Annotated in this window: 10 protein-coding genes; 4 read left to right on the top strand and 6 right to left on the bottom strand. The window is 44.2% G+C overall.

Annotated features, from left to right (window positions below):
• From A1QO_RS12800 to pdxY, 6 genes are all read right to left on the bottom strand, one after another.
• The coding region (locus A1QO_RS12800) for an efflux RND transporter permease subunit (protein ID WP_017041058.1) at nucleotides 1-1,617 on the bottom strand (1,617 nt) is incomplete at its 3' end.
• Between the two features lie 3 nt (nucleotides 1,618-1,620).
• Complete coding sequence (locus A1QO_RS12795; RefSeq protein WP_017035943.1) at nucleotides 1,621-2,670, bottom strand: efflux RND transporter periplasmic adaptor subunit; 1,050 nt, start codon at nucleotides 2,668-2,670, stop codon at nucleotides 1,621-1,623.
• 21 nt (nucleotides 2,671-2,691) lie between these two features.
• Nucleotides 2,692-4,071 carry a TolC family protein gene (locus A1QO_RS12790; protein WP_241790451.1) on the bottom strand — a complete coding sequence of 460 codons (1,380 nt, stop codon included), beginning with the start codon at nucleotides 4,069-4,071 and terminating at the stop codon, nucleotides 2,692-2,694.
• A gap of 347 nt (nucleotides 4,072-4,418) precedes the next feature.
• Nucleotides 4,419-5,327 carry a LysR family transcriptional regulator gene (locus A1QO_RS12785; RefSeq protein ID WP_017039945.1) on the bottom strand — a complete coding sequence of 303 codons (909 nt, stop codon included), beginning with the start codon at nucleotides 5,325-5,327 and terminating at the stop codon, nucleotides 4,419-4,421.
• A 127-nt stretch (nucleotides 5,328-5,454) separates the two neighbouring features.
• On the bottom strand, nucleotides 5,455-6,651 hold the full coding sequence (locus A1QO_RS12780; protein ID WP_017039944.1) for a patatin-like phospholipase family protein: 1,197 nt from the start codon (nucleotides 6,649-6,651) through the stop codon (nucleotides 5,455-5,457).
• Between the two features lie 120 nt (nucleotides 6,652-6,771).
• Nucleotides 6,772-7,632 (bottom strand): pyridoxal kinase, encoded by an 861-nt coding sequence (pdxY, locus tag A1QO_RS12775; RefSeq protein ID WP_017041057.1) that lies wholly within the window; start codon nucleotides 7,630-7,632, stop codon nucleotides 6,772-6,774.
• A gap of 280 nt (nucleotides 7,633-7,912) precedes the next feature.
• Here pdxY and A1QO_RS12770 point away from each other — a divergent pair, with 280 nt between their 5' ends.
• The 4 genes from A1QO_RS12770 (at nucleotide 7,913) to A1QO_RS12755 (ending at nucleotide 12,517) form a co-directional block, all read left to right on the top strand.
• Nucleotides 7,913-8,125 carry a DUF1656 domain-containing protein gene (locus A1QO_RS12770; protein ID WP_026026599.1) on the top strand — a complete coding sequence of 71 codons (213 nt, stop codon included), beginning with the start codon at nucleotides 7,913-7,915 and terminating at the stop codon, nucleotides 8,123-8,125.
• Between the two features lie 11 nt (nucleotides 8,126-8,136).
• Nucleotides 8,137-9,003 carry an efflux RND transporter periplasmic adaptor subunit gene (locus A1QO_RS12765; RefSeq protein WP_017041056.1) on the top strand — a complete coding sequence of 289 codons (867 nt, stop codon included), beginning with the start codon at nucleotides 8,137-8,139 and terminating at the stop codon, nucleotides 9,001-9,003.
• Between the two features lie 21 nt (nucleotides 9,004-9,024).
• Nucleotides 9,025-10,455: an FUSC family protein gene (locus A1QO_RS12760; protein ID WP_017041055.1), complete on the top strand. Its 1,431-nt coding sequence runs from the start codon at nucleotides 9,025-9,027 to the stop codon at nucleotides 10,453-10,455.
• 358 nt (nucleotides 10,456-10,813) lie between these two features.
• Nucleotides 10,814-12,517, top strand: a complete 1,704-nt coding sequence (locus A1QO_RS12755) for a hypothetical protein (protein ID WP_017041054.1) — start codon at nucleotides 10,814-10,816, stop codon at nucleotides 12,515-12,517.
• Nucleotides 12,518-12,622: the final 105 nt, after the last annotated feature.

Genomic DNA, 12,622 nt, shown 5'->3' with positions numbered 1-12,622 from the left:
GCCGAAGACAATAGCGAGTACGGCTGTTTTACGTACAACAATCGAAACCGCTTTACCGTAAATGGCGGTGATCTTGTCAAAACCACGATTGAAAGCGATAAACCATTTCGCTGGATCTTCACGCTTCATGATCAGCGAACACAATGCAGGTGACAAGGTTAAAGCATTCACCGCTGAAATGACCAAGGAGATGCATAACGTCACACTGAACTGTGCAAACATGACACCAGTGATTCCAGGTAATAAGCTGATTGGGACAAACACAGCAAGCATGACTAATGTCGACGCGATAATAGGCCCCGTTACTTCTTGCATGGCCACATACGTCGCTTTTGCCGATGAAAACCCAGGGTTTTTGTGCATGACACTTTCGACGTTTTCGATAACCAAAATAGCGTTATCGACCACGATACCAATCGCTAAGATCATGCCAAACATAGTAATGGTATTGATCGTAAAGCCAAAGGTGTGCATAAAGAAGAACGTACCCACTAAAGAAACAGGAATAGCAATCGCTGGTACTAAGGTCGCACGCAAACTCCCTAAAAATAAGTAGGTGACCAAAATAACCAAAATGATGGCGATAACCAGTGTTTCTGTCACTGTGTAAATAGAGTCTGAGACAAACTCAGTCACATCAAATGGGAATGCATACGTCACGTCATCGGGGAATTGCATGGTACTCAGTAACTCTTTCACCCCTTTACCTGTTTCTAGTGCATTAGCGCCAGGTGCCAGAGACACCGTCATTAATGCGGCTGGGTTTCCGTTAAGTACCGTATTGGTTTCGTATCGATTGTCACCCAATTCAATATCCGCAATATCACGCAGGTAGATATTAGAGCCGTCAGCTTGCGTTCTCACGATGATGCTTTCAAACTCTTCAACGGTTTCTAAACGGCCTTGACTTAGCAAAGGGATTTGCAGCATGCGGTCGTCGTCGAATGGACCTGCGCCGAGTTTACCAACGGGGAATTGGCTATTTTGATCGCTAATCGCGTTATTGATTTCGCGAGTAGAAAGCCCTAGAGCTGTCATTTTGTCGACATCTAACCAGACTCGCATTGCATACTCAGTACCGAGCAATGTCATGTCGCCCACGCCCGCCACGCGAGAAAGGCGGTCAGCCAAATTCAAGGCCATCCAGTTATCCAAATACTGGCGGTCATAACTTCCATTTGGAGAATGAATCGCAATCGCCATTAACGTATCTGATGACGCTTTCTTAACTCGGACACCTAGGTTGTTCACGATAGGAGGAAGCGCAGATAGGGCAGCGGCGACGCGGTTTTGTACATTGACTTGTGCCATATCGGGATCAGTACCGATCTCGAATGTCACTTTCAGTATATAAGTACCGTCATTGGCCGCACGGGAATCCATATACAGCATTTTATCAACGCCGTTGACTTCTTTTTCTATTGGTGCAGCGATGACTTGTTCAATGGTTTCCGCACTTGCTCCAGGGTACAAGGCGACAACGTTAATCACAGGGGGGGTAATTTCAGGGTATTCAGAAATTGGCATCAGTTTGATCGCAATTGCCCCTATTAGGGTTAAAACAATCGAAATGACAAAGGCAAATTTTGGCCGAAAAATGAAAAAGCGACTCAACATGAATTATTCCTCGTTTTGCACGCTAACGGGTGCATTAGGTCGAACGCGAATTAAGCCATCGGTAATGATTTGGCTTCCTGTCTCAATCCCTTCAGTAATAAATGCTTGTCCTTTTTCTTGTTTAGTGACTTGAACATTACGACGTTGTGCTGTGCCATTGTCATCAATGATATAGACGTATTGAATGGTCATGTCTTGCATAAGTGCAGATTGGGGCACCCAAAAGCCATAGACTGACTGAGTGTTTTCAACGGTGACGTAAGTGACGTTATTTGGCTTGAAACCCAAAAGGTGATTATCAAAAGACGCAGACACTTGGATAGTCCCAGCGGTTGGGTTTACTTTGTTCGCGACATAGTTAACTTCGGTAGCGGTTTGATTATCTGTGAGCTTCACTGAAGACGTCTCGGCATTATCCAACTCAAAAGATTGATATGTCGCATAATCCATGTTGAAGGTAACATTCATTGGTGATAACTGAACAATATCGATCAGCGCACCAGACGCAGGAGAAACCTGATCGCCGATAGACACTTTGGATTTACCGACTTGACCATCGTAAGGGGCTCTGATTATTGTCGATTCGATGTCGTAGTCTGCTTTTTCCAAATTGACTTCAGCCGCCACTAAAGAGCCTTGCGCTGAGTCTAATTGAGCTTGTGCAAGTTCTAAATCTGACTGCGTTGAGCCCCCTGGGCCCTGTAGCTGTACCACTCGTTGATAATGCAGTTGAGCACTTTTATAGGCCGCTTGAGCCTGCTTAACATGCGCTTTTGCAAAACTCAGATTATGCACATATAGGGTGCTATCGAGGACAAACAGTACATCCCCTTTTTTAACCATAGCCCCATCTCTTACCGACTGTTCAACAAGATAACCAGAGACTCTAGGCGTAATTGAAGTGTGTGCTTGAGACTCGAATCGCGCAATAATGTTTTTGCTAGGGTTTATTGCCGTAAGCTCTGCTTCCTTCGCGGTAACAGGAACGCCAGCAGCGTAAGACATACTTGAGACTGCCGTTGCTAATACGCAAAGCATATGAGTTTTATTCATTATGGTTTTCCTAAATGAGGGTTATTTTTTGATACTGGCGTTCAATGAACGAATATCTTGATCTGAGATTTCACCGGCAATGAATTTCACCAGCAGTGCGCTTTCAATATAGGTAAAGTAAGCGTTGTAGAGTTGTGATTCAGAAAGGTAATAATCACGGGTGGAATCGAGAACTTCACTCATATTTCGAGCGCCCAATTCATAGCCTTTTTGAACCGAAATGAGTGCTTTTTCTTGTGAATTTACGTTGCGTTGAAACGCATCTACTTTCTTTATCGATGATTCAACAAGACGCAGCGCAAAACGGATGTTTTGATGTGTTTCACGACGCGATTGCTCTAGGATTTGGTAAGCGATATCGACATCGCTATTGGCGATATCGACAAAAGCCGTTAACGAAGACCCACTGTAAATAGGCACATTCATCACTAGCGCTAAATCACCAGAAGTTAGAGATTCATTGTTATCAATACTATTGCCAGATGCCGTCGACTCTATGTCTCCTAGGAATCGTTGGTTTAAGCGCGCTTGCAGTGAAATTGTCGGTTTGTGACCCGCTTTTGCTCGACTTAATTCTATTTTGGTTCGTTCGACAGCGACCCCAGCCAGTTGAATATCTCGATTGTTGGACATTGATGCGTCAAGCCAAGACATCCCAGACGCTGAATTAGGAAAGTGAGCAGTATAAGAATCGGTTTTTAAAGGTTGAACTGCTTGAAACTCTTGACCAGATAGAGTTTGCAAAGAATCAAGTGCAAGCTGATATTGTACTTCCGCTTCTAATACCGCGACTTCAGATTGGTCTTTACGTGCTTGAGCTTGCAATAGATCTATCTCTGAAGATATGCCCGCTTTATTACGGTGTTGAGTGATGCTCAGGTATTGCGCCAACGCTTCTTCATTGGCTTTAGCCGTGTCGAGTAATGCTTGGTTTCTAAGCACATCAAAGTAACTCTTTGTCGTTCGATATATGAGTGCTTCATGCGCTTTAGTGACAAGAAGTTCGGCACTTTCATTGTCTTTACCTGCTATAGAAATACCGGCCTGTACTGCGGGCGTGTAGATAGATTGACTTAGGGTGATGCCCACATTACCTATCGCACCATTGCCACCATAAGTCGATTCTACAGAGTCTGAATCAACGAAGGCACTTAAGTTAAAATACGCATTAATTTGAGGCAGTAGTTGTCCTTTCGCTCCATCAATTGCAAAGCTTGATTTCTGTTGAGTAAGCTCCGCGGTGCGAAGTAACGGGTCATTTTGAATTGCGAGATTATAGAGATTTTCTAAATCGGTGGTGCTGATTATGGTGTCGGTAGAATGGTTACTTGCTGCGTGGGTAGAAAACGAGCCTGCCGCTATTAATGAGAGTATTAAGCGAGATAATTTTCTATTCATCATGTTCCTATCAATATATTTTAGCGAGTAAATCGGTACGATTTAACGATTCAAGCAGACCTCCCTATCTATTTGAAAAGTATCGCGGGTTAATGTGATGAGAAGAATAGACGCTCAATAAGGGGGGTGATAGGTCATTTGGTGACAGTAAAGCGGTAGTGTGAAGTGTGCTATTTGGATGGATTTAAAGGTCAGTTTAATGAGATACCGTTGAAGACAGATAACGCTCTCCAGGCGATTGAGGCGCAGCAAAACGAGAAAGACGCCAAAGGCACAGTAAAGCTCCAAAGGCAAAGAGTACCGAGCCCGTCTATCACTCGGTACTCTGTGCCTAAATAGAAAATAAGGGGCTAGTTTTGTAATTGTCGAAAGTGGGCGATGTATTGTTCGATGGCTTTTGAAATGGATTGCCTAACCACCGCAATTTGCTTCGAGTGTGGTGACCATAGCGAAATCGGAAATTTAAACCCATTTTTCATCTGACTGACTTTAAGCTCTTGAATGTTATCGGTTACATACTCAGATTCTGACAGGGCTTTGGGTAACCATGCCCAACCTAATCCTTCTTGAACTAATTTAATCACTAAGGCGAGCTGATCCACGTCTTCATGCTGGGCTGATACCAACAGTTTCTCTTTCATCCCTTCATCAACGAGAGATTTAAGAACAAACTGACGGCTACTCTGTAAAGCGCCAAACACTTGATCGTCAGGTAGCTGAGCTAATTCACTGCCTTTTTGTACAAAAGGGACAAATTCAATATGGCCTAGAAACGTGGTATCAAGATTCTGCATAGCAGAGCTTTTATGAATATTCACCAGACCAAATTGAAAGTCACCGTTCTCTATCCCTTCTTTGATTTCTTGTTTTGTTCGGACCAAGAAGTTCACTCGCATCATTGGAAAGTCGTTAGCGAGTTGAACTCGAATGTTCGATAAAATCTGGTGTGGTAAAATACTAGGGTAGGCAACGGTAATGCTTTCCATCGTTCCATATGAAAGGCTTAGCGCCACCTTATCAAACACTTGAGCTTGAGATAGCGCTTGTCGGGCATAATGGTACAACAAGTGGCCATCTTCGGTAGGTTCGACGGAGCGTCCAATGCGATTAAAAAGAGAGACAGCAAGTTGGTCTTCCAAATTGGTAATGACCTGCCCAACGGTCGTACGGTGTTTATTTAATTGGACGGCGGCTTTGCTGAAAGAAAGTTGCTCGTATACCGTCACAAATGCTAGAAGTTGCTCTAGGCTAAAATTCATATCCCATGCTCTCTTATAAAATTCCTTTTTAGAACATATCATCTATTAACAAAAATGCTAGGCTGGCCGAGGGATTAGTACCAAATTTGAGTCACGTAATTGGCTTGGGCGAGCATCCATTGCTGGGTTAAGGGATCACTGTTGTCCAAGGGCCACTTTGGTTCACTTTATGATAACCATAGTCATATAGGGCGTTCATATATTGTAAGTCGAACATGTCTTTTGTCGCTTTAGTGCCATTGAAGTCCTCCCCCATGTAAGTGAAAGACACATCTAAATCACTAAGCTGAGAGAAGTACATCATCCGGTAGAGATCGCCTCTAGCTTGTCTAACGGTCATGCTTTGTAGGCTGCGTGACAGCAGTGATATTCCTTTGTCCGGTATCGCTTGGTAGGGCAGATTAAAGACACCATTGCGGATCACATGGACTTGGGGTTTTGTCGATAAGCCAAGCGCTTGACTGACTTTCGTGAAATCTGTTTGTGCAATGTCGAAAAACATCTGTGTCGCCAGCCCTCCGTCGACGTGCAGCTCTTCATAGTGTTTATTATTCTCAATCACATCAATGAATTGAGGTGGGAACACACCAGGAATGGAAGCGCTGGCTGCCAATACTTGGTGTATCAAGCCGACTTTGCTGGGGAGGTCACTGTCTGCTATGCGACCAATGTTCCAAACCATGAGCCTTTCAGAGTCAAACTGAGTCGTACCCACAAACAGGCGTTGCCCAGATTGATGTTTTAGTGCAATTTTTTGGATCATTTCTGGGGTATAGACACTTTCAATAAAATCATAGAGGCTTTCTCCATTGGTGAACGCGTCTTTGAAAAGGGTGTTTAAGAAGTTTTGTTTACCCAGCAGCATGGCGTCATTGATGCCTAGCATGACCTTTTTGAGTCTTGGAATATCTTCGCCACCGACAAAAACGAACGGGGCGACCAAAGCGCCAGCGCTAATACCTGTGATGACGGTATAGTCTTCAAGTTGTTCATTGTCGTACAGTGCGTTGATCAGTCCCGCTCCAAATGCACCGTTTGCTCCACCACCTGACAGAGCAAGAATATTCAAGCGATCACCATCCACATGCAACGGCGTCGACTGAGTTGCTTCATCGTAGAGAAAATCTAAAGATTCAGTAAACCAAAAGCGGTAAGGCTCTTCTGTTTGTTTCGAGTCTTGTTCTATTTTATTCGATGTGGCCGAAATAGAAACGGATCGGTAGTTGTCTTCGGTGACACGCGTATCTAAGGTGTGTGGTGAGCTGCACGCCGTTAACAACAGTGCGAGAAATAGAAATATTGGGGACGATGTTTTGTGTTTCATAGCTCGACTCTTTTGTTGATCACCGACTCCTTTTAGTGATGTTAATGGGTTCACTGCGCTTTAAAGCCAGCGTCTTTGCTAAAGTACAGTGTTAAGATACCGTTTTGATTGAGCGCGACTTTAACTGGGCGCCACTTTCATTGGATGGAAGTGATAACTGGGCTCAATAAACTCATTTTGTGCTCTAATGATGTCCAGCTCCCACCCGCCGAGTTCTTCCGTGATTTTTAACACACCGTAAGCGGCATTGTTAGCATGCTCAAAAGCGAGAAACGGTGACATTCCTTTGACTAATCCGGCGGTAAATAGGCCGGTAATGATTTCGTCGATGCCCACCACAGGTTGATCAAAATGAACATAAGGACGATGAGCTAAATAACAAGCTTTGGGGGTACTTAGCATCATGGTTGAATTGAGGTCCTCAAAACCTGGAAAATTTTTCAGAAGAACAAATTTCGGACCTTTATCCATGACTTTTTGGCAGGCTGTTATCGCCTCTTCTAACGTGCCGATGTCCATGTTCGCCAGGCAAGTTAATTCATCGCGACCGATGACCAAAGCATCTGCAATAAAACAGAGGTCACGAGCTATGGTTACGGAGGTTTTTATTATCGGCTGCTCATTATTATCAAAATCGATCATTGGATGGCTAACGTAAAGCGCTTGTGAGTTCTTTTGCTTAACGAGGCTGACGACGTTTGCGATCGCGTTGCTTTGCTCAACCGTGCAGATGTTGCCTGACACTACCGCGGCGCAACGATCGAGCTGGCCGATGTTGTCCAGACCTGCCACTAATTCGGTTATATCGCTAGCGCCGTAGTGATGTCCAACCATTTCTGGAACGCAGTGAGTATGGTGTGCGTATTGGCCAATATGTAGAGGCCATACTTCTGCTCCCATTCGCTGCATTGAAAAGACCGCTGAATTGTTTCCGCTATGGCTGAAAACAAAGTGCGATTGAATAGACATAATACCTTTCATTAAGGTTTCCTCAGATGAACATCCGCCAAGTAACACGTTGAATTGGCTTCAAGGCCACCATAATAATGAGCAATAATGAATCGGATAACTCTCAAATAGAGGATCAAACCCTACGAATAAAGTGTGCCTCACCGCAGACGTTGTCGTGTTGTTTTGAATGGGTGAATGGGTGAATGGGTGAATGGAGATTTGTAGGATGCCATCCATCATATGCGAGTTAGGCCGTGGTGGCGCTGCTTGTATTCTTCACCCAATGTCCCTAAAAGTATCCGAGCAAACGTTGAATTCAATGCCCCATGAAGTTATTTTCGGAGAGATATACCTCCCACCATTACTGCTTGTTAGTGCGCTTGCTTACGCCCTGACCAGCACGATCGCTCTGATCGGCAGCAAGTTTGGTTTGTATAAACATTTTGCTGCACCAGCGATTGTTGATCTAAGCCTCATGATTATCTTGATGGTTGTCATTAGCCATTTTATCCCTGTTCTATAGAGGAACAATCAGTGATTAAACGTTATCTACTCACTACCATACTCGCGTTAGTAGCAGGGTATGGCCTGATTACGCAGTACAACCTATATACTGAAAACCCATGGACAAGAGATGGACAGGTTCGAGCGTACATTATTGAAATTACGCCACGAGTGACCGGTCAGGTCGTCGACGTTCATATTCAAGATAACTCCAAAGTTAAACAAGGCGAGTTACTGTTTGAGATTGACGACAGTGTTTACCGAACGGCTCTACATAAAGCGCAGGCGTCTCTGCACCAAGCCAGTGCTCTTTTAAAAAAATCTCTAAATGAAGAGGCAAGGGCGCTTAACCTAGAGCGTCTTACTCCTGGGTCTTTACCGATATTGACGCTCAACAATTTGGAGGTTGCGGTAGAAACGGCAAAAGCCAATCAAGAGATCGCCAAGGCGATGGTTGACGAAGCCGAATTGAACTTATCCTTTACCAAAGTCTATGCACCTGCCGATGGTTATATTACCAACTTTACTTTACGGGTCGGTTCTCAAGTGATCGCCAATAGCCCAGTGGTGGCATTGATTGATGAACACAGTTTCTGGATAGAGGGCTTTTTCAAAGAAACCGATTTACAAGGCGTCGATCCGCAAGATCGCGCTATGGTGACCCTACTGACTCACAAAGACGTGTTGCTTGAGGGAGAAATCAAAAGCATAGGTTATGGGATAGCAAAACAAGACGGTAGTACAGGCAACGATCTCTTACCGAATGTAAATCCGAATTTTCAATGGATCCGCTTAGCGCAACGTATTCCCGTAAAAGTGAAATTGACGAAGGTACCAGAAAATATTCAACTGCGCGTCGGTTCGACTGCGTCGATCAAGATTATTAAACGCAACTGAACTCAATGCTAAGGGAAGAATATGTACAGTGAATCGACCAAAGAAGCGATCAAAGTGGGCATTGCCGTCTCCTTTGCGATCATAACCGCTTTATGGCTGGGTTGGGATAAACCCTATTGGGCCGCCATTACTGTGTTTATTGTGGCGGCCAATGAGAGTTATTCTCACGCGGTTAAGAAAGGACAGAACCGGATCCTAGGCACAATGTTGGGGACTGGCTATGCCACATTTCTGTTGATCATGTTTGCACAAGAACATGTTCTATTTGTTTTCTTTCTGACGATGTTTTTAGCGCTGTGTGTTTTTATGTCGTCGCATTACAGACTAGGATACGCATTTACGATTGGCTTTGTGGTTTGCACCGTTATTTCATGTATTGGCGGTTTCGACAGTGTAACGACCTTTAATATCGCAGTATTGCGTTTTCAAGAAACGGTACTTGGGGTGATTGTTTACACGTTAGTTTTTCGTTTTATCTGGCCGCGAAAAACAGAAGATCTTTTTTTCAGTTTAATTCGGGACACGGTGAGCCAGCTTCATCAATGTGCGGGCTTTGAGCTTGATACCCTTCGACATGAAAAAGGGCAGGGTCTCAGAGGTGGGCATAACCTTAACAACCGTCGTCAGTGGGAAGAGAGTCAAAATGCGCTACATCGCCGCTTAGCCAAATTAAACGATATTCTAAGCCTTCCCTTAAATGGCAGTCATCGGTTACATGAAGAAAGAGCGACGTGGCAACTTATTGTACGAGCAATAACACACATCGATTTTCTGCTGGAACTGCACCATAACACCCAAGCGTCATCTGCTGTTCAGGCGCATATTGCCGAAGGCCACGCCTTGTTGTCATTAAGCTTGATGTCACCTAAAAGTACCCGCACAAAATTGGCGGCATGGTTGAGCAAAGTTGAAACACACTATCCTCTACCTGATCTGCCATCGTCAGCCTTTTCAGTCCCGTTGAAGCAACGGCTTATTAGCGCAGCGAAAGCGGTCAGTATCCAGTTAACATGCTTTGCATTGTGGATTTTATTGCCAATACCGGGTGGTTACATTATGCCAATGGTTGCCTCTATATTTGCCAATATCTTGGTCACTTTGCCCGACAACGCAATTAAGCATGCCAGTTTTGGGGTACTGGCTTGGGGGGTAATATTCCTTGCTGAATATGTTCTCATCATGCCAGAGCTGACTGAGACATGGCAGTTGGCGGGGTTCTATTTTGTGAATAGTATCTTGGTGTGGAAAGTGGGCAGTATTCCTGATTTAGCCATCCAGAAAGTACTGGGGGGAAATTTGCTGGTGGTGTTTACCATGGGAGCACTTCAATTAACGCCCTCCTATGAGATTGTGACACCACTCATGATGATCATTTGTGTGTTTGTTGCATTAGCAGTGTCCAGTTTTTACATCAGACTATTTCAAACACGAATCGAACTTGCTAGCTCGTGAGTTCACGGGTTTAGTTGATGTCATCAAGTCTTTATATCGTCGTCCCGTAATAGCTTCTTGGGCATAGCTTCTTTGGCATAGCTTCTGCGGAATAGCCTTTTCGGAATAGTCGCTTCTGCATTGCTGAATGTGGGGGCTTTTTATACGCAATACATGTGAGGACGAGATCCGTCATAAGCGATTCACCAATAGTTACATTCCCTATTAAAATTCTCTCATCGACAAGAGACGTGTGTTTGTTGCCAGTAGGCGTTAACACTCCAAAGCTTGGCAATTAAATACAGCAGAACAAGGGTGTTCGCTCAATTTTATACCGCTGGATTCTCATAGCCTTGAGCATCAGTTGAGAGAAAAAGATATGACACTTTCTTCAATATATAACAAGACGAATAATACTAAGCGCTCTATCTCTATCATTGCTAGTTCAATTGTTTTGGCGTTTTCTGCTGGTACGTTTTCCTCTAATGCCTTTTCAGCAGACACGCTTAATGACACGCATCTTGAAGTGAACGGATTGTCTGAAGGCGAACAGATTTTTCAACAATATGGAATCGACGATGATCTCCCTAAGTTAGGTTTAAGTTCATTGGTTCAAGGTGAACATCTTGTGGAGCATGCAACACGTTTTGTCCAAGTTGGTGATGAAGTGAGTGAGCTGTCGGTTTTCCTGATAAAGAATACCGATACCAAGGGCAATATCGATTTACGCGTTAAATATAATGCAGACGAGCTCGCTAATGAAAAAAACATGATTAACGAGATTGAAAACTACACTCGAACTGAATATCGATTGCGCAATTATGCCCAAAGCTATGATCCAAAAAGTGTCAGAGCGACAGAACGAGATGACGGTGTGGTTGAAGTGAAGTTTAACTATTCCAAGTACGGTTTACCGCAGGACATCGCTTATTTCAGGTTTCTTACTGTCACTATAGAAGTGAAAGACAGTAAGCCGCTAAAAATGACGATCACCAACAGTAAGCCGTTTCAATATGGCAAGTACGCGGTCGATAGCTATCAACAAACGATCACGTTTGCTGAATTAGCCAGTGGTAAGGTCATCATTGCGAAGAAAGACATTGAAGCCACCGGTTCTCTTAAAAACAAATCGGTAAAAATGCACTCAACGACTGAGCCCGTTGCTTTCTATGAAGATGACCTGGGCGTCAGTGTGCTAAACGAAGCTCGTCTAGCGGAAGTATCAGATCCACGAGTAAGAGAAGTACAAGTCAAATTGGACAGCGTGTTTCCCTTAATGGGTGACATGGTTCGTAGGCAAGGGATTGATATTCCACTGCCATATGGTGTTTCTGTTGCCTACCGAAATCAGAATATGGACTTTGGCTTTACGGATTTTAACGTTATGGGCACAGACCTGAACGATTTGTTTGATGCGACGGAATCAATAGGCAGTGTAAAGGCTGAAAGTTTATCGATTCGAGGGGATGTGAATATTCTGCCATTTTGGAATGTGTTTGGTGTGGTGGGTAAAGTGAACGTTGACGCAAATGTGGATGCTCAATATACCGGAGGGATTGGACAAGGTATCAAAGATAAGTTGAACGACAAATGGTCGGGATTAGGCGACGCATTCTGCGATATCGAAAGCATCGGTGCGCTCTGCAACAGTGGCCGTGTCAACGTACCGTTGCATCTAGAATATGATGTTATGGGGGTTGGCACGACATTATCTGTCGGTTATCGCGAATTCTTTGCTTCCGTCACCGGTACGTATACTGCGACGCGCCTCAAAGGGTCAGATAATTGGGGTGAACCTATCGCTACCATTCAACCTATGTTGGGTTATCAGTTGGTGGATTACCGTGCGCAAATTTTTGTTGGTGCGGAATATCAGGGGCTTAAATCGTATATGGACGGAACCCTTGATGGTATAGAGATCGGCGGAGAAACCTTCAATTATCATATTGGTGTCGACATGGAACCATGGGCGTATCTAGTGGGTTTCAACAAACAAATCGGTAAACACTATAACTTGACCTTCCTGTACAACACGGGTGAAACACGCAGCGCAGCAACGCTGAATCTAGGCTACCGCTTTTAACCTCATGGTAAAACATAGAAGGCTTGTTAGCTAATACCTAATACCTAGTACCTAAGAGCTATGACCTAACGGCTGGGAACTAGGCGCCTTCTATTGTCTTTGTGA

This window comes from Vibrio genomosp. F10 str. ZF-129, from assembly GCF_000287055.2.
GTDB lineage: Bacteria > Pseudomonadota > Gammaproteobacteria > Enterobacterales > Vibrionaceae > Vibrio.
This window is presented reverse-complemented; position numbering and strand designations above follow the sequence as displayed.

Excerpts from the sequence above, each read along its gene's own strand:
- A1QO_RS12755 (WP_017041054.1), top strand. The coding sequence starts at position 10,814 with ATGACACTTTCTTCAATATATAACAAGACGAATAATACTAAGCGCTCT.
- A1QO_RS12785 (WP_017039945.1), bottom strand. The coding sequence starts at position 5,327 with ATGAATTTTAGCCTAGAGCAACTTCTAGCATTTGTGACGGTATACGAG.
- A1QO_RS12795 (WP_017035943.1), bottom strand. The coding sequence starts at position 2,670 with ATGAATAAAACTCATATGCTTTGCGTATTAGCAACGGCAGTCTCAAGT.
- A1QO_RS12760 (WP_017041055.1), top strand. The coding sequence starts at position 9,025 with ATGTACAGTGAATCGACCAAAGAAGCGATCAAAGTGGGCATTGCCGTC.
- A1QO_RS12780 (WP_017039944.1), bottom strand. The coding sequence starts at position 6,651 with ATGAAACACAAAACATCGTCCCCAATATTTCTATTTCTCGCACTGTTG.
- pdxY (WP_017041057.1), bottom strand. The coding sequence starts at position 7,632 with ATGAAAGGTATTATGTCTATTCAATCGCACTTTGTTTTCAGCCATAGC.
- A1QO_RS12790 (WP_241790451.1), bottom strand. The coding sequence starts at position 4,071 with ATGATGAATAGAAAATTATCTCGCTTAATACTCTCATTAATAGCGGCA.